Source organism: Pseudomonas sp. EYE_354 (genome assembly GCF_023148575.1).
Lineage (GTDB): Bacteria > Pseudomonadota > Gammaproteobacteria > Pseudomonadales > Pseudomonadaceae > Aquipseudomonas.
In genome coordinates, this window is record NZ_JAHXNQ010000023.1 from 13,900 (window position 1) to 32,584 (window position 18,685).

Annotated in this window: 17 protein-coding genes; 15 read left to right on the forward strand and 2 right to left on the reverse strand. The window is 58.9% G+C overall.

The features are described 5' to 3' along the window. Positions 1–56: 56 nt before the first annotated feature. Positions 57–2,759 carry a [protein-PII] uridylyltransferase gene (locus tag KZX66_RS24385; RefSeq protein WP_248083790.1) on the reverse strand — a complete coding sequence of 901 codons (2,703 nt, stop codon included), beginning with the start codon at positions 2,757–2,759 and terminating at the stop codon, positions 57–59. A gap of 65 nt (positions 2,760–2,824) precedes the next feature. Continuing rightward, positions 2,825–3,607, reverse strand: a complete 783-nt coding sequence (map, locus tag KZX66_RS24390; RefSeq protein WP_012722594.1) for a type I methionyl aminopeptidase — start codon at positions 3,605–3,607, stop codon at positions 2,825–2,827. A gap of 387 nt (positions 3,608–3,994) precedes the next feature. Between map and rpsB the strand changes: the two genes are divergently transcribed. The 15 genes from rpsB (at position 3,995) to rnhB (ending at position 18,637) form a co-directional block, all read left to right on the forward strand. Beyond that, complete coding sequence (gene rpsB, locus KZX66_RS24395) at positions 3,995–4,732, forward strand: 30S ribosomal protein S2 (RefSeq protein ID WP_003189158.1); 738 nt, start codon at positions 3,995–3,997, stop codon at positions 4,730–4,732. A 192-nt stretch (positions 4,733–4,924) separates the two neighbouring features. Further along, a complete protein-coding gene (gene tsf, locus KZX66_RS24400) occupies positions 4,925–5,788 on the forward strand; it encodes a translation elongation factor Ts (protein ID WP_248083791.1) in 864 nt (287 codons plus the stop codon). A gap of 208 nt (positions 5,789–5,996) precedes the next feature. Then, positions 5,997–6,740 (forward strand): UMP kinase, encoded by a 744-nt coding sequence (pyrH, locus tag KZX66_RS24405; RefSeq protein ID WP_003172271.1) that lies wholly within the window; start codon positions 5,997–5,999, stop codon positions 6,738–6,740. Next, complete coding sequence (gene frr / locus KZX66_RS24410) at positions 6,737–7,294, forward strand: ribosome recycling factor (protein ID WP_169368370.1); 558 nt, start codon at positions 6,737–6,739, stop codon at positions 7,292–7,294. The genes pyrH and frr overlap by 4 nt, the downstream gene beginning before the upstream one ends. A 17-nt stretch (positions 7,295–7,311) precedes the next feature. Continuing rightward, positions 7,312–8,067 carry a polyprenyl diphosphate synthase gene (gene uppS, locus KZX66_RS24415; RefSeq protein ID WP_248083792.1) on the forward strand — a complete coding sequence of 252 codons (756 nt, stop codon included), beginning with the start codon at positions 7,312–7,314 and terminating at the stop codon, positions 8,065–8,067. Further along, the gene (locus KZX66_RS24420) at positions 8,068–8,877 is read left to right on the forward strand and encodes a phosphatidate cytidylyltransferase (protein ID WP_248083793.1); all 810 of its coding nucleotides are present in this window, start codon (positions 8,068–8,070) and stop codon (positions 8,875–8,877) included. Continuing rightward, a complete protein-coding gene (ispC, locus tag KZX66_RS24425; RefSeq protein WP_248083794.1) occupies positions 8,874–10,064 on the forward strand; it encodes a 1-deoxy-D-xylulose-5-phosphate reductoisomerase in 1,191 nt (396 codons plus the stop codon). The genes KZX66_RS24420 and ispC overlap by 4 nt, the downstream gene beginning before the upstream one ends. A 53-nt stretch (positions 10,065–10,117) precedes the next feature. Then, the gene (gene rseP, locus KZX66_RS24430) at positions 10,118–11,470 is read left to right on the forward strand and encodes a sigma E protease regulator RseP (protein WP_248083795.1); all 1,353 of its coding nucleotides are present in this window, start codon (positions 10,118–10,120) and stop codon (positions 11,468–11,470) included. 74 nt (positions 11,471–11,544) lie between these two features. Further along, a complete protein-coding gene (bamA, locus tag KZX66_RS24435; RefSeq protein WP_248083796.1) occupies positions 11,545–13,932 on the forward strand; it encodes an outer membrane protein assembly factor BamA in 2,388 nt (795 codons plus the stop codon). Positions 13,933–13,978: 46 nt separating this feature from the next. Beyond that, complete coding sequence (locus KZX66_RS24440; protein ID WP_003172279.1) at positions 13,979–14,482, forward strand: OmpH family outer membrane protein; 504 nt, start codon at positions 13,979–13,981, stop codon at positions 14,480–14,482. 3 nt (positions 14,483–14,485) lie between these two features. Next, positions 14,486–15,541 (forward strand): UDP-3-O-(3-hydroxymyristoyl)glucosamine N-acyltransferase, encoded by a 1,056-nt coding sequence (gene lpxD / locus KZX66_RS24445; protein ID WP_248083797.1) that lies wholly within the window; start codon positions 14,486–14,488, stop codon positions 15,539–15,541. A 111-nt stretch (positions 15,542–15,652) separates the two neighbouring features. Further along, positions 15,653–16,093, forward strand: coding sequence for a 3-hydroxyacyl-ACP dehydratase FabZ (gene fabZ, locus KZX66_RS24450; protein ID WP_003172281.1), 441 nt, complete (start codon positions 15,653–15,655; stop codon positions 16,091–16,093). Beyond that, positions 16,090–16,866, forward strand: a complete 777-nt coding sequence (lpxA, locus tag KZX66_RS24455) for an acyl-ACP--UDP-N-acetylglucosamine O-acyltransferase (RefSeq protein ID WP_032891646.1) — start codon at positions 16,090–16,092, stop codon at positions 16,864–16,866. The genes fabZ and lpxA overlap by 4 nt, the downstream gene beginning before the upstream one ends. 2 nt (positions 16,867–16,868) lie before the next feature. After that, positions 16,869–18,008, forward strand: a complete 1,140-nt coding sequence (gene lpxB / locus KZX66_RS24460) for a lipid-A-disaccharide synthase (protein ID WP_248083798.1) — start codon at positions 16,869–16,871, stop codon at positions 18,006–18,008. Further along, a complete protein-coding gene (gene rnhB / locus KZX66_RS24465) occupies positions 18,005–18,637 on the forward strand; it encodes a ribonuclease HII (RefSeq protein ID WP_248083799.1) in 633 nt (210 codons plus the stop codon). The genes lpxB and rnhB overlap by 4 nt, the downstream gene beginning before the upstream one ends. Positions 18,638–18,685 lie beyond the last annotated feature (48 nt).

Below are 18,685 nucleotides of genomic sequence, written 5' to 3' on the forward strand. Positions count from 1 at the left end.
TGGATCTCGTGCAAGGCGTTAAAAACTGGAAAGGGAGCGGTGGGCCGCTCCTGATATCAAATCGTCAGGCGAGTTAGCTCGACACCGGGTTCCTGGGTCACGCTCAACTGCTGCACGATCGCCGCCTGTAAGCGCAGGCACAGCTCCGGATCGGACAGTGGCTGGTTGTTGGCGTCGGTGATGAAGAACACGTCTTCCACGCGCTCGCCGAGCGTCGCAATCTTGGCGTTCTGCAGCGACAGGTCGAACTCCAGGAAGATCCCCCCTATGCGCGCCAGCAGGCCGGGTCGGTCCGGCGCACTCAGCTCCAGGACGGTCACCGGGCGCTGTGCATCGTTGGAGATGGTCACCTGTGGCGCAAAGGCAAAGTGCTTGAGTTGGCGCGGCACCCGACGCTGGATGATCGTCGGGTAGTCGTCCGGATTGCGCAGCGCTTCGGTGAGGCCTTCGCGAATCTTTTTCACCCGCGCCGGGTTGTCGCCGATGGACTCGCCTTCGGTGTCGAGCACGATGTAGGTGTCGAGGGTGAACTGGCTGCTGGAGGTGATCACCCTCGCGTCATGGATGTTCAGGTTGAGCTGGTCCATGGCCGCTACGGTCACGGCGAAGAAGTCGTGTTGGTCGGGCGCATAAATGAAGATCTGCGTGCCGCCTTCGAATTCGCGCTGAGTGGTTTCCTTGATCAGTACCAGCGGGCCGCCATCGACAGGCTGCTGCAGGATTGCGTCAGTGTGCCAGGCGACGTCGCCGGCGGTGTGGCGCAGGAAGTAATCGTCCCCCAGTTGCGACCACAGCTGTTCGACATCGTCCGGGTCGTTGCCGCCGCGCACCAGAATATCCAGGGCCGCGCTTTGGGTGCGGCGGATCTGCTCTTCGCGGTCCACTGGGTTCTCCAGGCCGCGGCGCAGGGCGCGCTTGGTTTCGGTGTACAGCTGGCGCAACAGGCTCGCACGCCAGGAATTCCATAGCGTGGGGTTGGTGGCGTTGATGTCGGAGACGGTCAGCACATACAGGTAGTCGAGGCGGGTTTCATCGCCGACGATCTGCGCAAAATCGTGGATCACCTGCGGGTCCGACAGGTCCTTGCGCTGGGCGGTGGTCGACATGACCAGATGGTTCTGCACCAGCCAGACGATCAGTCGGCTGTCCCACAGAGGCAACTGATGGCGCTGGCAGAACGCTTCGGCGTCGACGGCGCCGACTTCCGAGTGGTCGCCATGCCGGCCTTTGCCGATGTCGTGGTACAGGCCGGCCAGGTAGATCAGCTCGGGCTTGGGTAGCTTGGCCATCAACTTACTGGCCAGTGGGAATTTCTCTGACACCTGGGTGTACTGCAGCTTACGCAGATGTTTGATCAGGTTCAGCGTGTGCGCGTCCACCGTATAGATGTGGAACAGGTCGTGCTGCATCTGCCCGACGATGAAACCGAATTCCGGCAGGTAGCGTCCGAGGATCCCGTAACGGTTCATGCGGCGCAGGTTGCGGTGTATGCCGATCTTGCACTTGAACAGTTCGATGAACAGGCTGGTGTTGCGAATATCGTTGCGAAACTCATCGTCGATCAGGTGGCGGTGTTCCCGCAGCAGGCGGATGGTGTCGGCACGTACGCCTTTGATTTCCGGCTGCTGGGCCATCAATACGAAGATTTCCAGCATGGCGAACGGCGTGCGGCGGAATACGTTGTCGTTGCGCGCCTCGATGTAACCATCGTGCAGTTGGAAGCGTGCATTGATCGGCTGTGGCGGCGCTTCGTCGTCGGGGGCCAGGATCACTTCTTCAAAGTGCTGGATGATCAGGTCGCTGAGCTGGGCAATGCTCATGACCACCCGGTAATACTGCTGCATGAAACTTTCTATGCTGGTCTTGGCGTCTTCGCCCTCGAAGCCCAGCAGGGTGGCTATGGAGCGCTGGTGGTCAAACAGCAGGCGGTCTTCAGAGCGCCCGGCGAGCATGTGCAAGGCGTAGCGCACCTTCCACAGGAACTCCTGGGACGAGGCCAGCAGGGCGTTTTCGCTCTCCACCAGAAAGCCTTCGCCGGCCAGGGCGCGCAGGTTCAGGGTGCCGTATTGGCGACGGGCTACCCACAAAATCGTCTGGATGTCGCGTAGCCCGCCCGGCGAGCCTTTGACGTTGGGCTCCAGGTTGTATTCGGTGTCGTTGTACTTGTGATGACGCGCCTTCTGCTCGGCGCGCTTGGCCAGGAAGAAGTCTTTGCTCGGCCACATGTGTGCGGTACTGGTGACCTCGAGCATGCGCTGGCGTAAACGCTCGGGCCCGGCAATGGTGCGGCTTTCCATCAGGTTGGTGATCACGGTGAGGTCGGCGCGGGCCTCTTCGGCGCATTCGTCAACCGAGCGCACGCTCTGGCCGACTTCCAGGCCGATGTCCCACAACAGCGTGAGAAAACGCTCGATGGAATCGCGAAAAATCTCATGATCGGCGCTGTCCAGCAGGATCAGCAGGTCGATGTCGGAGTAGGGGTGCAGTTCGCCACGGCCGTAGCCACCGACAGCCACCAGGGCGATATCGGCGTCTTCGCTCCAATTGAACTGTTCCCAGGCCTTTTGCAGGATATTGTCGACAAACCAGGCGCGGTCCTCGATCAGTCGGCGGATGTCCCGGCCGCGGCGAAAGCGCTCGTCGAGCACCTCGCGGGCCTGGCGGATTGCCTTCTTGAACGCGGCGATGGGGCTTGCCTTCAGAGCCAGTTCCGCCTGGAACTGGCCACGGTCGAAGAGTTCGGGATCCACCTGGGGCATCGATCGGCTTTCCTTTCTATCTGTCAGTCGGTCACAACACGCTATGGGAAAACCTGAACAACCTGTCAGGCCGAGACGCGAGGGATCGTGTCGTCGGCGCGCAGGGTGAAGATCTCGTAACCGGTTTCGGTGACCAACAGGGTGTGTTCCCACTGGGCCGAGAGCTTGCGGTCCTTGGTGATGGCGGTCCAGCCGTCGCCGAGTACCTTGGTGTCGGCCTTGCCCTGGTTGATCATCGGCTCGATGGTGAAGGTCATGCCGGCCTTGAGTTCCATGCCGGTGCCGGCGCGGCCGTAGTGCAGAATCTGCGGCTCTTCGTGGAAAACGGTGCCGATGCCGTGGCCGCAGAATTCGCGCACGACCGAGAAACCGTTCTTCTCGGCGTGCTTCTGGATCACTTCACCGATGTCGCCCAGGCGGCAGCCGGGTTTGACGATTTCGATGGCCTTGTACATGCATTCCTGGGTGACCTGGGACAGGCGCTCGGCCCAGACCGGCACGGTGCCGACGTGGAACATGCGGCTGGTGTCGCCGAAATAGCGGTCCTTGATCACGGTGACGTCGATGTTCAGGGTGTCGCCGTCCTTCAACGGCTTGTCGCCCGGAATCCCGTGGCACACCACGTGGTTGACCGAGGTGCAGATCGACTTGGGGAACCCTTTGTAGTTCAGTGGCGCAGGAATGGCGCCCTGCACGTTGACTATATAGTCATGGCAGATCTGGTTCAGGGTTTCGGTGGTGACGCCGGGCTTGACGTGTTCGGCAATCATTTCCAGCACGTCGGCAGCCAGTTTGCCGGCGATACGCATGCCGGCAATGTCTTCGGCGGTTTTCAAACTAACGGTCATACAGGCTCTCTCTAGCGCGACGCGCTGAAATCAATACGGTTTACGGGCGTGCGACAAAAGGTTGCATGATTCGCACGAGCCCCAAAAAACGCGATTCTAACAGACGCGGGCTGCAAACCATGAGCCCCTGACGATCGCTTCTCTCTATAGAGTGGGGTTAAATTCGCTCTATTCAAAGGGTTACGGATCACGTGCGCACTGCAAATGTGATTGCGGGTTTCGTTTTCGCCCTTCGTGTGGTATAAAATGCGCCGCTTTCCGGGGATGCCCCGAAGAGCTTAAATCCACACACGTGTCGACACGATGACCTGGGTGCCGGAGGCCTTGATGCCGCTGGTTGGTCATTGGGATACGTGGAGGCCAAACCCGACTTATTAAGGAACTATCATGTCCCAAGTCAACATGCGCGATATGCTGAAGGCCGGTGTGCACTTCGGTCACCAGACCCGTTACTGGAACCCGAAAATGGGTAAATACATTTTCGGCGCGCGTAACAAGATCCACATCATCAACCTTGAAAAAACCCTGCCAATGTTCAACGAAGCGCTGACTTTCGTAGAGCGTCTGGCCCAGGGCAAAAACAAGATTCTGTTCGTCGGCACCAAGCGTTCCGCTGGCAAGATCGTTGCTGAAGAAGCAGCACGTTGCGGTTCGCCGTACGTCGATCACCGCTGGTTGGGCGGCATGCTGACCAACTTCAAAACCATCCGTGCTTCCATCAAGCGTCTGCGTGACCTTGAAGTGCAAGCCGAAGACGGTACTTTCGCCAAGCTGACCAAGAAAGAAGCGCTGATGCGCTCCCGTGACCTGGAAAAGCTCGATCGTTCCCTGGGTGGTATCAAGGACATGGGCGGTCTGCCTGACGCACTGTTCGTTATCGACGTTGATCACGAGCGCATCGCGATCACCGAAGCCAACAAGCTGGGCATCCCTGTTATCGGCGTAGTCGATACCAACAGCAGCCCGGAAGGCGTTGACTACATCATCCCAGGCAACGATGACGCAATCCGCGCTATCCAGCTGTACATGGGTTCGATGGCTGACGCTGTAATCCGTGGTCGTAACCACGTTGCTGGTGGTACCGAGCAGTTCGTTGAAGAAGCTCCGGTAGCCGCAGCTGAGTAATTGACGCCCTGGCGTTGACTCAGTAAGCAAAAAGGGGGCTTGGCCCCCTTTTTGCCACCTCGAAAACCGTTTGTCGGCAGCGCAGCTACATCATTTGTAACGTGCAGCGGCCTACAACACAGATTCGGGAAGAATTGATCCCCCGTTCGATCGGGTGGAATGGTTGAAAACCTATCCAAGAGGAATTTGAAAATGGCAGCAATTACTGCAGCGTTGGTTAAAGAACTGCGTGAGCGTACTGGCGAAGGCATGATGGATTGCAAGAAAGCCCTGGAAAAGGCTGACGGCGACATCGAAAAAGCCATTGATGACATGCGTGCTTCCGGCGCCATCAAGGCTGCCAAGAAAGCAGGCAACGTAGCTGCTGAAGGCGCGATCGCTCTGAAAGAAGACGGCAAATCCGCTGTTCTGCTGGAAGTGAACTCGCAGACCGACTTCCTGGCTCTGCAGGACGACTTCAAGGCGTTCGTTGCTGAAAGCGTCGAAAAAGCCTTCGCTGACAAGCTGACCGCTGTTGAGCCGTTGATCGAAGCTCAAGAAGCTGCGCGCCTGGTACTGGTCGGCAAGGTTGGCGAAAACGTCAACATCCGTCGCTTGAGCCGCGTGGAAGGTGATGTTGTTGGCGGTTACCTGCACGGCAACAAAATCGGTGTCGCGGTTGTTCTGAAAGGCGGCGACGTTGAGCTGGCCAAAGACATCGCTATGCACGTAGCGGCGAGCAACCCTGAATTCCTGCTGCCATCGGAAGTGTCCGCTGAAGCAATCGAGCGCGAAAAAGCCGTGTTCCTGAGCCTCAATGCTGACAAGATCGCTGGCAAGCCAGAGAACATTGTTGAAAACATGATCAAAGGCCGCATCAGCAAGTTCCTGGCTGAAGCAAGTCTGGTTGAGCAGGCGTTCGTCAAGAACCCTGAAATCAAGGTTGGCGAACTGGCCAAGAAAGCCGGTGCTGAAATCGTTTCCTTCACTTACTACAAAGTAGGTGATGGCATCGAGAAGCCGGTCGACAACTTCGCTGAAGAAGTTGCTGCCCAGCTGGCTGCCGCCAAGCAATAAGACAGTTTTTAACTGTCGCCGAAAGAGGCTGCCCGCTCACGCGCGCAGCCTCTTTTCAAATGGGCAGGCCGATTTTATTTGGCTTCCCTTCGGAACTGGCTTACAAAGCCGTGTTCCGATGGCGCTGTGAAAGCGTCCAGCTGGAGTGAACGCAAGCCGTAAACGGCTCGCCAAGAATTTTTAAAATACGCCGCAGGAGAGATTCGCAATGGCTCAGCAGGGCAGTGGTTATCAGGCTCGCTATAAACGCATTCTACTCAAGCTCAGCGGCGAGGCCCTGATGGGCTCGGAAGAGTTCGGGATCGATCCCAAAGTGCTCGACCGCATGGCGCTGGAAGTCGGCCAACTGGTCGGAATCGGCGTGCAAGTCGGCCTGGTGATCGGTGGCGGCAACCTGTTCCGCGGCGCTGCACTGAGTGCGGCGGGCATGGATCGGGTCACCGGCGACCACATGGGCATGCTGGCCACTGTGATGAACGCTTTGGCCATGCGTGACGCCCTGGAGCGTGCCAATATCTCGGCTATCGTGATGTCGGCTATTTCCATGGTAGGCGTGACCGATCACTATGATCGCCGCAAAGCCATGCGTCACCTGAACGCCAAAGAAGTGGTGATCTTCGCTGCCGGTACCGGCAACCCGTTCTTCACGACCGATTCTGCGGCGTGTCTGCGCGCTATCGAGATCGACGCCGACGTGGTGCTCAAGGCCACCAAGGTGGATGGCGTGTACACCGCAGACCCATTCAAAGACCCGCATGCCGAGAAGTTCGATCATCTGACCTACGATGAAGTACTGGATCGCAAGCTGGGCGTGATGGACCTGACGGCTATTTGCCTGTGCCGCGACCATAAGATGCCGCTGCGCGTATTTAACATGAACAAGCCCGGCGCCCTGCTGAATATCGTACACGGCGGCGCAGAAGGGACTCTGATCGAGGAAGGCCAACAATGATCAACGAAATCAAGAAAGACGCTCAAGAGCGTATGCAGAAATCCCTGGAGTCTCTGGCCCATGCATTTGGCCAGATTCGTACCGGCAAGGCTCACCCGAGCATCCTGGGCAGCGTGATGGTGCCGTACTACGGTACCGACACCTCTATCACCCAAGTGGCCAATATCACCGTTAAAGACTCGCGCACCCTGCAAGTTGTGGCGTTCGAGCGCAACATGCTCGCCGCGGTCGACAAGGCCATCCAGAGTGCCGGCCTGAACCTCAACCCGACTAACCTCGGTGAGTTGCTGCTGATCTCCATGCCTGCCCTGACCGAAGAAACCCGCAAGGGCTTCACCAAGCAGGCGCGCAGTGCCGCCGAAGACGCCCGTGTTGCCGTGCGCAACATCCGTCGTGACGCCTTGGGTGATCTGAAGAAACTGGTCAAGGACAAGGAAATCAGCGAAGACGAAGAACGTCGCGCCGTTGCCGATATCGACAAGTTGACCAAAGATGCCGAGGCCCAGATCACTAAGGCCACGGAAGAAAAAGAAAAGGACCTGATGGCCGTATAAGGGGTCAGGACGCCTTCATGGAAAAGACCAAGCAGACTGTACCCTCAGTGGTGCCGCGCCATGTCGCGATCATCATGGATGGGAATAATCGCTGGGCGAAAAAACGCTTTATGCCGGGTGTCGCCGGGCATAAAGCGGGTGTCGACGCGGTACGGGCTGTGATTGAGGTGTGCGCTGAGGCCAAGGTCGAAGTATTGACCTTGTTCGCTTTCTCCAGTGAAAACTGGCAGCGTCCGGTCGATGAGGTCACCGCCTTGATGGACTTGTTCTTCAAGGCGCTGCGTCGTGAGGCCAAGCGCCTCAACGATAACAACATCAGCCTGCGTATCATCGGTGATCGCTCGCGGTTCCACCCGGAGCTGCAGACCGCCATGCGCGAAGCCGAGGCCATCACCGCCGGCGCCAACCGCTTTGTGTTGCAGATAGCGGCCAATTACGGTGGTCAGTGGGATATTGCCCAGGCGGCGCAGCGGCTTGCCCGCGAAGTGCAGGCCGGCCATCTGCGGCCCGACGACATCACGCCTGAACTGTTGCAAACCTGTCTGGTGACGGGCGATCTGCCGTTACCGGACTTGTGCATCCGTACCGGTGGCGAGCACCGCATCAGCAATTTTCTCTTGTGGCAGCTGGCTTACACTGAGCTGTACTTCTCCGACCTGTTCTGGCCGGACTTCAAACACGATGCCATGCGTACAGCGCTGGCAGATTTCGCTTCCCGTCAGCGGCGCTTTGGTAAAACGAGCGAGCAGATCGAAGCTGGAGCCCGGGTTTAAATGCTTAAACAACGAATCATCACAGCACTGATCCTGTTACCCATTGCCTTGTGTGGGTTTTTCCTGCTCAACGGTTCCGGCTTTGCGCTGTTTATCGGCCTGGTGGTGACCCTGGGTGCCTGGGAATGGGCGCGCCTGGCAGGTTTCAGTGCGCAGTTGCCGCGCGTGGCCTATGCCGCTGTCGTGGCGGTGTTACTGTTTCTGATGCACACCTTGTCGAGCATCGTGGTGCCTTGGGTGTTGGGCGCGGCGGTGTTGTGGTGGGTGCTGGCGACTTATCTGGTACTGACGTATCCGCGTACCAGCGGCCAGTGGTCCAGCGTTGCCAGCAAGTTGGTCATTGGCTTGCTGATTCTGCTGCCGGCCTGGCAAGGCCTGGTGGAGATCAAGAATTCGCCGATGGGCAACTGGTTGATCATGGCGGTTATGGTGCTGGTGTGGGGTGCTGATATCGGCGCTTACTTCTCCGGTCGCGCGTTCGGCAAGCGCAAGCTGGCGCCGGCGGTCAGTCCTGGTAAGAGCTGGGAAGGCGTGTATGGCGGCCTGGCCTTGACCCTGCTGATTACCGTCGTGGTGGGCGTTATGCGCGACTGGTCGGCAAAGGGGATTTTCCTGGCTCTGGTGGGTACGGCCGTCGTCGTATTTATCTCGGTCGTGGGCGACCTCACCGAAAGCATGTTCAAGCGTCAGGCCGGGATCAAGGACAGCAGTAACCTGCTGCCGGGTCATGGCGGCGTGCTGGACCGTATCGACAGTCTCACCGCCGCTATCCCGATCTTTGCCGTACTGCTGTGGATGACCGCTTCGTGAGCCGTCTGCAACAAGTGACTGTGCTGGGTGCTACCGGCTCGGTGGGGTTGAGCACGCTGGATGTGATTGCTCGTCACCCTGAGCGCTACCAAGTCTTTGCCCTGACCGGGTTCACCCGTTTGAGTGAGTTGCTGGCGCTGTGCGTTCGCCATGCGCCGCGCTTTGCGGTCGTGCCTGAAGCCGCTGCTGCGCGCGGCCTGCAGGATGAGCTGCGGGCTGCTGGCTTGGCTACGCAGGTGCTGGTTGGCGAAGAGGGCTTGTGCCAGGTATCGGCTGACGCCGAGGTGGATACCGTCGTGGCCGCGATTGTCGGGGCTGCGGGCCTGCGTCCGACCTTGGCGGCCGTCGATGCGGGCAAGAAGATCCTGTTGGCCAATAAAGAAGCATTGGTCATGTCCGGCGCGCTCTTTATGCAGGCGGTGCGTAAAAGCGGTGCCGTGCTGCTGCCGCTGGACAGCGAACACAACGCCATCTTCCAATGCATGCCAGGTGACTACGCCCGCGGCCTTGGCCAGGTGGGTGTGCGTCGCATCCTGTTGACTGCTTCCGGTGGGCCGTTCCGGCAGACCCCGTTGGCGGAGTTGGAGCATGTGTCACCCGATCAGGCGTGCGCCCATCCGAACTGGTCCATGGGGCGCAAAATCTCCGTGGATTCGGCCAGTATGATGAACAAGGGTCTGGAGTTGATCGAGGCCTGCTGGTTGTTCGATGCGCGGCCGGAGCAGGTCGAGGTGGTGATTCACCCTCAAAGTGTGATTCATTCTCTTGTCGACTATGTGGATGGCTCAGTATTGGCCCAGTTGGGCAACCCCGATATGCGTACGCCGATCGCCAACGCCCTGGCCTGGCCGGAGCGGATTGATTCGGGCGTGGCGCCATTGGATCTGTTTGCAATTGCCCGTCTGGACTTCGAGGCGCCGGATGAGCAGCGTTTCCCGTGTCTGCGGTTGGCACGACAGGCAGCCGATGCGGGTAACAGCGCCCCGGCCATGCTCAACGCCGCCAATGAGGTGGCCGTGGCAGCGTTTCTCGAACGGCGCATCCGGTTTCCCCAGATCGCGAGTATCATCGAGGACGTCTTGAGCCTTGAGCCTGTTGTAGCGGTGAGCGACCTTGCCGCAGTATTCGAAGCGGATACCAAGGCCCGGGTTCTGGCCGAGCAATGGTTGGTCCGCAACGCGCGTTAGTCTGTGGGAGCGTTTGAGCCTTCAGGCACTGGATTGGAATGCGGAGAAATTAGATGAGTGCGCTTTATATGATCGTCGGCACCCTGGTTGCTCTGGGTGTGCTGGTTACCTTCCACGAATTCGGCCACTTCTGGGTGGCGCGTCGTTGCGGCGTCAAGGTACTGCGCTTTTCCGTCGGTTTCGGCATGCCGTTGATTCGCTGGCACGATCGTCTTGGCACCGAGTTCGTGATTGCGGCCATCCCATTGGGTGGCTACGTCAAGATGCTTGATGAACGCGAAGGGGAAGTGCCGGCTGATCAGTTGGACCAATCGTTCAATCGCAAGACGGTCCGTCAGCGGATTGCCATTGTTGCCGCGGGCCCCATCGCCAACTTCCTGCTGGCAATGCTGTTCTTCTGGGTCCTGGCTATGCTGGGGAGCGAGCAGGTGCGTCCGGTCATCGGTGCGGTCGAGGCGGACAGTATCGCGGCCAAGGCTGGTTTGGTTGCGGGGCAGGAAATTATTTCCATTGATGGCGAGCCTACCACCGGGTGGGGCGCGGTCAATTTGCAGTTGGTGCGTCGACTGGGCGAGAGCGGTACCGTCAACGTCGTGGTGCGTGAGCAGGACTCCAGCGCCGAGACCCCGCGCGCGCTGGCCCTGGACCATTGGCTCAAGGGTGCTGACGAGCCTGATCCGATCAAGTCCCTGGGGATCCGTCCATGGCGCCCTGCGCTGCCGCCGGTGCTCGCTGAGCTGGATCCGAAGGGGCCGGCCCAGGCCGCAGGTCTGAAAACCGGTGATCGCTTGTTGGCTCTCGATGGCCAGGCGCTGGGAGAATGGCAACAAGTGGTCGATCTGGTGCGTGTACGCCCTGATACCAAAATTGTGCTGAAAGTTGAACGCGACGGTGCTCAAATCGACGTCCCGGTGACCCTGGCGGTACGTGGCGAAGCCAAGGCGGCTGGGGGTTACCTGGGCGCTGGCGTCAAGAGTCCTGAGTGGCCGCCATCGATGGTGCGTGAGGTCAGTTTCGGGCCGTTGGCGGCAATTGGCGAGGGTGCAAAACGCACCTGGACCATGAGTGTGCTGACCCTCGAATCCCTCAAGAAAATGTTGTTCGGCGAGCTCTCGGTAAAAAACTTGAGTGGACCGATAACCATTGCTAAAGTGGCGGGCGCTTCTGCCCAGTCGGGTGTCGCGGATTTCCTGAATTTCCTGGCTTATCTGAGTATTAGCCTGGGCGTTCTGAATTTGCTGCCCATCCCTGTATTGGATGGGGGGCATCTGTTGTTTTATCTGGTCGAGTGGGTGCGTGGTCGCCCCTTGTCGGATCGGGTGCAGGGTTGGGGGATACAGATCGGTATCAGTTTGGTGGTCGGGGTGATGTTATTAGCCCTTGTCAATGATCTGGGTCGACTGTAACGCTTCGCTGAATTGCGAATCTGCCGCATTTTGCGGCAGTTTGTTTATTGCCAGTTGGAATAAGAAAGGACTTCATGAAACGTCTGCTGCTAACTGCGGTTCTCACCGTATTGATGATCGCCGAAGTTCACGCCGAGTCCTTCACCATCTCCGATATTCGCGTCAACGGCCTCCAGCGGGTTTCCGCAGGTAGCGTCTTTGGTGCCTTACCGTTGAACGTCGGTGAACAGGCTGATGACCGTCGCCTGGTGGAATCCACTCGTGCGCTGTTCAAAACCGGTTTCTTTCAAGACATCCAGCTGGGGCGCGAAGGTAACGTCCTGGTCATCACTGTGGTCGAGCGACCTTCCGTCGCCAGTATCGAGATCGAGGGCAACAAGGCGATCTCCACTGAAGACCTGATGAAGGGTCTCAAACAGTCCGGCCTGGCGGAGGGCGAGATCTTCCAGCGCGCCACCCTTGAAGGTGTGCGTAACGAACTGCAACGCCAGTACGTTGCCCAGGGCCGCTACTCCGCGACCGTGGAAACGGAAGTGGTGCCGCAACCTCGTAACCGTGTAGGCCTCAAGGTCAACATCAACGAAGGTACCGTGGCGGCCATTCAGCACATCAACGTGGTGGGTAACACCAAGTTTGCTGATGAAGACCTGATCGACCTGTTCGAACTCAAGACCACCAACTGGCTGTCGTTTTTCAAGAACGATGACAAGTACGCCCGTGAAAAACTCTCCGGTGACCTTGAGCGTCTGCGTTCCTACTACCTGGACCGCGGTTACATCAACATGGACATCGCTTCGACCCAGGTGTCCATCACCCCGGACAAGAAGCACGTCTACATCACCGTCAACGTCAACGAAGGCGAGAAGTACAAGGTCCGTGACGTCAAGCTGAGCGGCGACTTGAAAGTGCCTGAAGACCAGGTCAAGTCCCTGCTGCTGGTGCAGAAAGACCAAGTGTTCTCGCGCAAGCTGATGACCACCACTTCCGAACTGATCACCCGTCGTCTGGGTAACGAAGGCTATACCTTCGCCAACGTTAACGGTGTGCCGACCCCGCACGATGAAGACCACACCGTGGATATCACGTTCGTGGTTGACCCAGGCAAGCGCGCCTACGTGAACCGCATCAACTTCCGTGGCAATACCAAGTCTGCGGACGAAGTGCTGCGTCGTGAAATGCGTCAGATGGAAGGTGGTTGGGCATCGACTTACCTGATCGACCAGTCCAAGACCCGTCTTGAACGCCTGGGCTTCTTTAAGGAAGTCAACGTCGAAACCCCAGCCGTACCGGGTGTGGACGACCAGGTTGACGTGAACTACGCCGTAGAAGAACAAGCGTCGGGTTCGATCACCGCCAGCGTTGGTTTTGCACAGAGTGCCGGTCTGATCCTGGGTGGTTCCATCACTCAGAACAACTTCCTCGGTACCGGTAACCGTGTCTCCATTGGCCTGACCCGAAGCGAATACCAGAGCCGATATAACTTCGGTTATACCGACCCCTACTGGACAGCAGACGGTGTGAGCCTGGGCTACAACGCCTTCTACCGCACCACCGACTACAAAGACCTTGACGTCGACGTTGCAAGCTATGCGATCGACAGCCTGGGTGCCGGTGTCAACGTGGGTTATCCGATCAGTGAAACGTCGCGTCTGACCTTCGGCCTGACCGCGCAGCAGGATGAGATCAAGACCGGTGTCTATACCGTGGATGAGATCTTCGACTTTACCCGTCGCGAAGGCGACAAGTTCCTGAACTTCAAGGCGTCTGCCGGCTGGTCCGAGTCGACCCTGAACAAAGGCGTACTGGCAACCCGTGGCCACTCTCAGAGCCTGACCCTGGAAACCACCACGCCGGGCAGCGACCTGTCGTTCTTCAAGCTCGATTACCGCGGCCAGTTGTTCCAGCCGCTGAGCGATAACTACACCATGCGCCTGCACACTGAGCTGGGTTATGGCGACGGTTATGGTTCGACCAATGGCTTGCCGTTCTATGAGAACTACTACGCGGGTGGTTTCAACTCGGTACGTGGCTTCAAGGACAGTACGCTGGGGCCGCGTGGTACCCCAAGCCGTGGTGTGGGCGTGACCGGTAACCAAGGCACGACCGTCGACTCCGACAACGACCCACTGCCATTCGGTGGTAACGTGTTGATCCAGGGCGGTGCCGAGATTCTGTTCCCGTTGCCATTCGTGAAAGATCAGCGCTCTCTGCGGACTTCGGTCTTCTGGGACGTGGGTAACGTGTTCGACTCCAAGTGCGAGCAGATCACCAACCCAAGCGGCGTGAAGTCCAACACTCAGTGTAACGACGTGAGCCTCAGCAACCTGGCGAGCTCCGTGGGTGTGGGTGTGACGTGGGTGACTGCGCTTGGTCCGTTGAGCTTTGCTTTGGCCATGCCGATCAAGAAACCGGATAACGCTGAAACCCAGATTTTCCAATTCTCCCTCGGCCAGACGTTCTAAGCGTCTGACCCAAGATAACGACAACGGATTCTGTAGGAGTTGCATTGTGCGTAAGTTGACTCAATTGGTTCTGCTGGCCACCGTGCTGGTAACCACCCCGGCCTTCGCCGAAATGAAAATCGCCGTCCTGAACTATCAGATGGCTCTGTTGGAGTCCGACGCGGCCAAGAAATACGCCGTGGACGCCGAGAAAAAATTCGGTCCGCAACTGACCAAGCTCAAGACCCTGGAAAGCAGTGCCAAGGGCATCCAGGATCGTCTGGTAGCCGGTGGTGACAAGATGCAGCAAGGCGAGCGCGAGCGTCTGGAGCTTGAATTCAAGCAAAAGGCCCGTGACTACCAGTTCCAATCCAAGGAACTGAACGAAGCCAAAGCTGTTGCTGACCGCGAAATGCTCAAGCAGCTCAAGCCGAAACTCGACAGCGCAGTGGAAGAAGTCATCAAGAAAGGTGCCTTTGACCTGGTGTTCGAGCGTGGCGCAGTGATTGACGTCAAGCCTCAATACGACATCACCCGTCAGGTGATCGAGCGCATGAATCAGCTGAAGTAAGCCATGACCGCGACTATCAAGCTCGGCGAGTTGGCCGAGTTCCTGGGGGCTACCTTGCTTGGCTCCCCGGAGAAGGAAATCACTGGGCTAGCCACCTTGCAGGAGGCTGGCCCAGCTCAGTTGAGCTTCCTCGCAAATCCTCAGTACCGTAAATACCTGGTCGACAGCCGCGCTGCAGCCGTATTGCTGAAGGCTGCTGACGCCGAAGGGTTTGCCGGGGATGCGCTGGTCGTAGCCGACCCCTACCTGGCCTATGCGCGGGTGTCGCACCTGTTCGATCCCAAACCCAAGGCAGCTGCTGGTATTCATCCGTCGGCCGTCATTGCCGATGATGCCCAGGTTGATCCTGCGGCCAGCATCGGCGCCTTTGCGGTGATCGAGAGTGGCGCACGTATTGGTGCCGGTGTCACGGTGGGTGCCCACTGCTTTATCGGCGCTCGCTGCGAAATCGGTGCCGATGGCTGGTTGGCGCCCCGCGTCACCCTGTACCACGATGTGCGTATCGGGCAGCGTGTGGTGATCCAGTCCGGTGCAGTGATCGGGGGGGAAGGCTTTGGCTTCGCCAACTCGAAGGGCATCTGGAACAAGATCGCCCAGGTTGGCGGTGTTGTGATCGGTGACGACGTGGAAATCGGTGTCAACACAGCCGTCGATCGCGGGGCCCTGGCCGATACCGTGATCGGTAACGGTGTGAAGCTCGACAACCAGATCCAGATCGCCCACAACGTACAGATTGGCGATCACACCGCCATGGCGGCGTGCGTGGGGATTTCCGGCAGCACCAAAATCGGCAAGCATTGCATGCTCGCCGGTGGCGTTGGGCTGGTAGGGCATATCGATATTTGCGACAACGTATTCATCACCGGTATGACCATGGTCACTCACTCGATTACCGAGCCAGGGGCCTATTCGTCCGGTACCGCCATGCAGCCTGCGGCTGAGTGGCGCAAGAGTGCAGCGCGGTTGAGGCAGCTCGACGACATGGCTCGACGTCTCAAACAGCTGGAAAAGCGTGTTGGGGACGTGACCCCTGGCGGTAATGCTTCATCAGAAGGCTGATACCATTTCCATATCAAGTGTGCACAGCCGCTAGACTTGCCTCCTTGATTTGCTAGCGGGGCGTGCGTTTAGTCGCACGCCCCCAATCTTTATTACAGGCTTCCCCCCGAAATGATGGACATCAACGAGATTCGCGAATACCTGCCTCACCGTTACCCGTTCCTGCTGGTGGACCGCGTAGTGGACCTCAATGTTGAGGAAAAGCGCATTCGTGCCTACAAGAATGTCAGCATCAACGAACCGTTCTTCAATGGTCACTTTCCCGCGCATCCCATCATGCCGGGCGTGTTGATCATCGAAGCGATGGCCCAGGCTGCCGGTATTCTTGGTTTCAAAATGCTCGACCTCAAGCCTGCCGATGGCACGCTTTACTATTTCGTGGGTTCGGACAAGTTGCGTTTCCGCAATCCGGTTACCCCGGGTGACCAGTTGATCCTGGAAGCCAAATTCATCAGCTGCAAGCGCCAGATCTGGAAGTTCGAATGCCAGGCCTCGGTAGATGGCAAGCCGGTGTGCTCCGCCGAGATCATCTGCGCGGAACGCAAACTATGAGTTTGATTGACCCTCGCGCAATCATCGATCCGTCGGCCGTTCTGGCCGCCGACGTTGAGGTCGGCCCCTGGTCGATCATCGGCGCAGGTGTGGAAATCGGCGAGGGGACTGTCATCGGGCCGCACGTGATCCTCAAAGGTCCGACCCGCATTGGCAAACACAATCGTATCTACCAGTTCTCCTCGGTAGGCGAAGACACCCCGGACATGAAGTACAAGGGTGAAGAAACGCGCTTGGTAATCGGTGACCACAACATCATCCGTGAAGGCGTGACCATTCATCGAGGCACTGTGCAGGACCGTGCGGAAACCACCCTGGGTGACCACAATCTGGTGATGGCGTATGCCCATATCGGCCACGATAGCGTGATCGGCAATCACTGCATCCTGGTCAACAACACTGCGTTGGCCGGCCATGTGCACGTCGACGATTGGGCAATCCTGTCCGGATTTACCCTTGTGCACCAGTACTGCCATATCGGCGCTCACAGCTTTTCGGGGATGGGCACCGCCATCGGCAAGGACGTTCCGGCGTTTGTGACCGTATTCGGCAACCCGGCCGAGGCGCGTAGCATGAACTTCGAAGGCATGCGTCGTCGAGGCTTCAGCGAAGAGGCCATCCACGCGTTGCGCCGTGCCTACAAGGTGGTTTACCGCCAGGGCCTGACGGTGGATCAGGCATTGACCCAACTGACCGAGCCGGCAGCGTTGTTCCCGGAAGTCGCGGTGTTCCGTGACTCGATCCAGGCGTCGACCCGCGGCATCACCCGCTGATCATGGCTAATCTGCGTATCGCGCTGGTGGCAGGCGAGGCTTCAGGTGACATTCTGGGCGCAGGTCTTATGCGAGCCCTCAAAGTCCAGCACCCGGCAGTGGAATTTATCGGTGTCGGCGGCCCGCTGATGCAGGCTGAAGGTCTCACCTCCTATTTCCTCATGGAGCGTCTGTCGGTCATGGGCCTGGTGGAAGTGCTGGGTCGCCTGCGTGAGCTGTTGGCTCGACGCAAGCTGCTGATCAAGACCCTGATCGAAGAAAAGCCTGACGTCTTTATCGGAATCGACGCGCCGGACTTCACCCTCAATATCGAACTCAAGTTGCGTCAGGCCGGCATCAAGACCGTGCACTACGTCAGCCCCTCCGTGTGGGCATGGCGGCAGAAGCGCGTGCTCAAGATACGCGAAGGCTGTGACCTGATGCTCACGTTGCTGCCGTTCGAAGCCCGGTTCTATGAAGAGAAGGGCGTGCCGGTGAGGTTCGTGGGTCATACGTTGGCCGACACCATCCCGTTGCACGCTGATCGCGCAGCGGCCCGCGTCGAATTAGGCCTGGCTGACGGCCCGCTCGTCGCGCTGATGCCTGGCAGTCGAGGCGGCGAAGTCGGGCGTCTGGCCAGCGTGTTTTTCGATGCCGCCGAGCGCCTGCGAGCCCTGAAGCCGGGTGTGCGTTTCGTGCTGCCGTGTGCCAGCCCGCAACGTCGCGTGCAAATCGAGACGTTGCTTGAGGGGCGCAATCTGCCGCTGACTCTGCTCGACGGCCAGTCGCACCTGGCCCTGGCCGCCTGCGATGCGGTGCTGATCGCCTCGGGAACCGCGACGCTGGAAGCCTTGCTGTACAAACGTCCGATGGTTGTGGCTTATCGCTTGGCGCCGCTGACGTTCTGGATTCTCAAGCGCATGGTCAAGAGCCCCTACGTTTCCTTGCCCAACCTGCTCGCCCAGCGCTTGTTGGTGCCGGAGTTGCTGCAGGACGACGCAACCCCCGAAGCCCTCGCGCAAACGCTGCTGCCTTTGATCGACGGCGGCGACGAGCAGACCCGTGGCTTCGACGAAATTCATCGCATCTTGCGTCGTGATGCTTCCAACCAGGCGGCTGACGCTGTATTGAGCTTGATTGGCAACAAACAGGAAACCTTATGACGACGCAAATGGGCCTGGATTTCAGCCTGGTCGCCGAGGCCCGCGCACTGGTGGCCGGTGTTGACGAAGTCGGGCGCGGGCCATTGTGTGGCGCTGTCGTTACGGCGGCGGTGATCCTCGACCCAAGCCGTCCGATCCTGGGGCTGAATGACTCGAAAAAGCTCACCGAGGCCCGTCGGGAAAAGCTCTTCGACGAGATCTGTGAGAAAGCCCTGAGCTGGCACATCGCCCGAGCCGAAGTTGAAGAAATCGACGAACTGAATATCCTTCACGCCACCATGCTCGCCATGCAGCGCGCGGTGGAGGGCCTGCACATCACGCCCAGGATGGCGATGATCGACGGTAACCGTTGCCCCAAATTGGCGATGCCGTCCGAAGCGGTGGTCAAGGGCGATAGCAAGGTTCCGGCCATCGCTGCCGCATCGATCCTGGCCAAGGTCAGCCGTGACCGTGAGATGGCCGCGTTCGAATTGATCTATCCCGGCTACGGGATCGGCGGTCATAAAGGCTACCCGACGCCCGTTCATCTGGAAGCCCTGGCGCGCCTTGGCCCGACGCCGATCCACCGCCGTTCGTTTGGCCCGGTCCGCCTGGCTTACGAGGCGCGTGAGAGTCTCAGCGAGGTGTAGTCGCGAGGCTGATGTTTTTGCCAAGGCCCGGTACAATCCGGGCCTTGT

Excerpts from the sequence above, each read along its gene's own strand:
- KZX66_RS24385 (WP_248083790.1), bottom strand. The coding sequence starts at position 2,759 with ATGCCCCAGGTGGATCCCGAACTCTTCGACCGTGGCCAGTTCCAGGCG.
- map (WP_012722594.1), bottom strand. The coding sequence starts at position 3,607 with ATGACCGTTAGTTTGAAAACCGCCGAAGACATTGCCGGCATGCGTATC.
- rpsB (WP_003189158.1), top strand. The coding sequence starts at position 3,995 with ATGTCCCAAGTCAACATGCGCGATATGCTGAAGGCCGGTGTGCACTTC.
- tsf (WP_248083791.1), top strand. The coding sequence starts at position 4,925 with ATGGCAGCAATTACTGCAGCGTTGGTTAAAGAACTGCGTGAGCGTACT.
- pyrH (WP_003172271.1), top strand. The coding sequence starts at position 5,997 with ATGGCTCAGCAGGGCAGTGGTTATCAGGCTCGCTATAAACGCATTCTA.
- frr (WP_169368370.1), top strand. The coding sequence starts at position 6,737 with ATGATCAACGAAATCAAGAAAGACGCTCAAGAGCGTATGCAGAAATCC.
- uppS (WP_248083792.1), top strand. The coding sequence starts at position 7,312 with ATGGAAAAGACCAAGCAGACTGTACCCTCAGTGGTGCCGCGCCATGTC.
- KZX66_RS24420 (WP_248083793.1), top strand. The coding sequence starts at position 8,068 with ATGCTTAAACAACGAATCATCACAGCACTGATCCTGTTACCCATTGCC.
- rseP (WP_248083795.1), top strand. The coding sequence starts at position 10,118 with ATGAGTGCGCTTTATATGATCGTCGGCACCCTGGTTGCTCTGGGTGTG.
- bamA (WP_248083796.1), top strand. The coding sequence starts at position 11,545 with ATGAAACGTCTGCTGCTAACTGCGGTTCTCACCGTATTGATGATCGCC.
- lpxD (WP_248083797.1), top strand. The coding sequence starts at position 14,486 with ATGACCGCGACTATCAAGCTCGGCGAGTTGGCCGAGTTCCTGGGGGCT.
- fabZ (WP_003172281.1), top strand. The coding sequence starts at position 15,653 with ATGATGGACATCAACGAGATTCGCGAATACCTGCCTCACCGTTACCCG.
- lpxA (WP_032891646.1), top strand. The coding sequence starts at position 16,090 with ATGAGTTTGATTGACCCTCGCGCAATCATCGATCCGTCGGCCGTTCTG.
- lpxB (WP_248083798.1), top strand. The coding sequence starts at position 16,869 with ATGGCTAATCTGCGTATCGCGCTGGTGGCAGGCGAGGCTTCAGGTGAC.
- rnhB (WP_248083799.1), top strand. The coding sequence starts at position 18,005 with ATGACGACGCAAATGGGCCTGGATTTCAGCCTGGTCGCCGAGGCCCGC.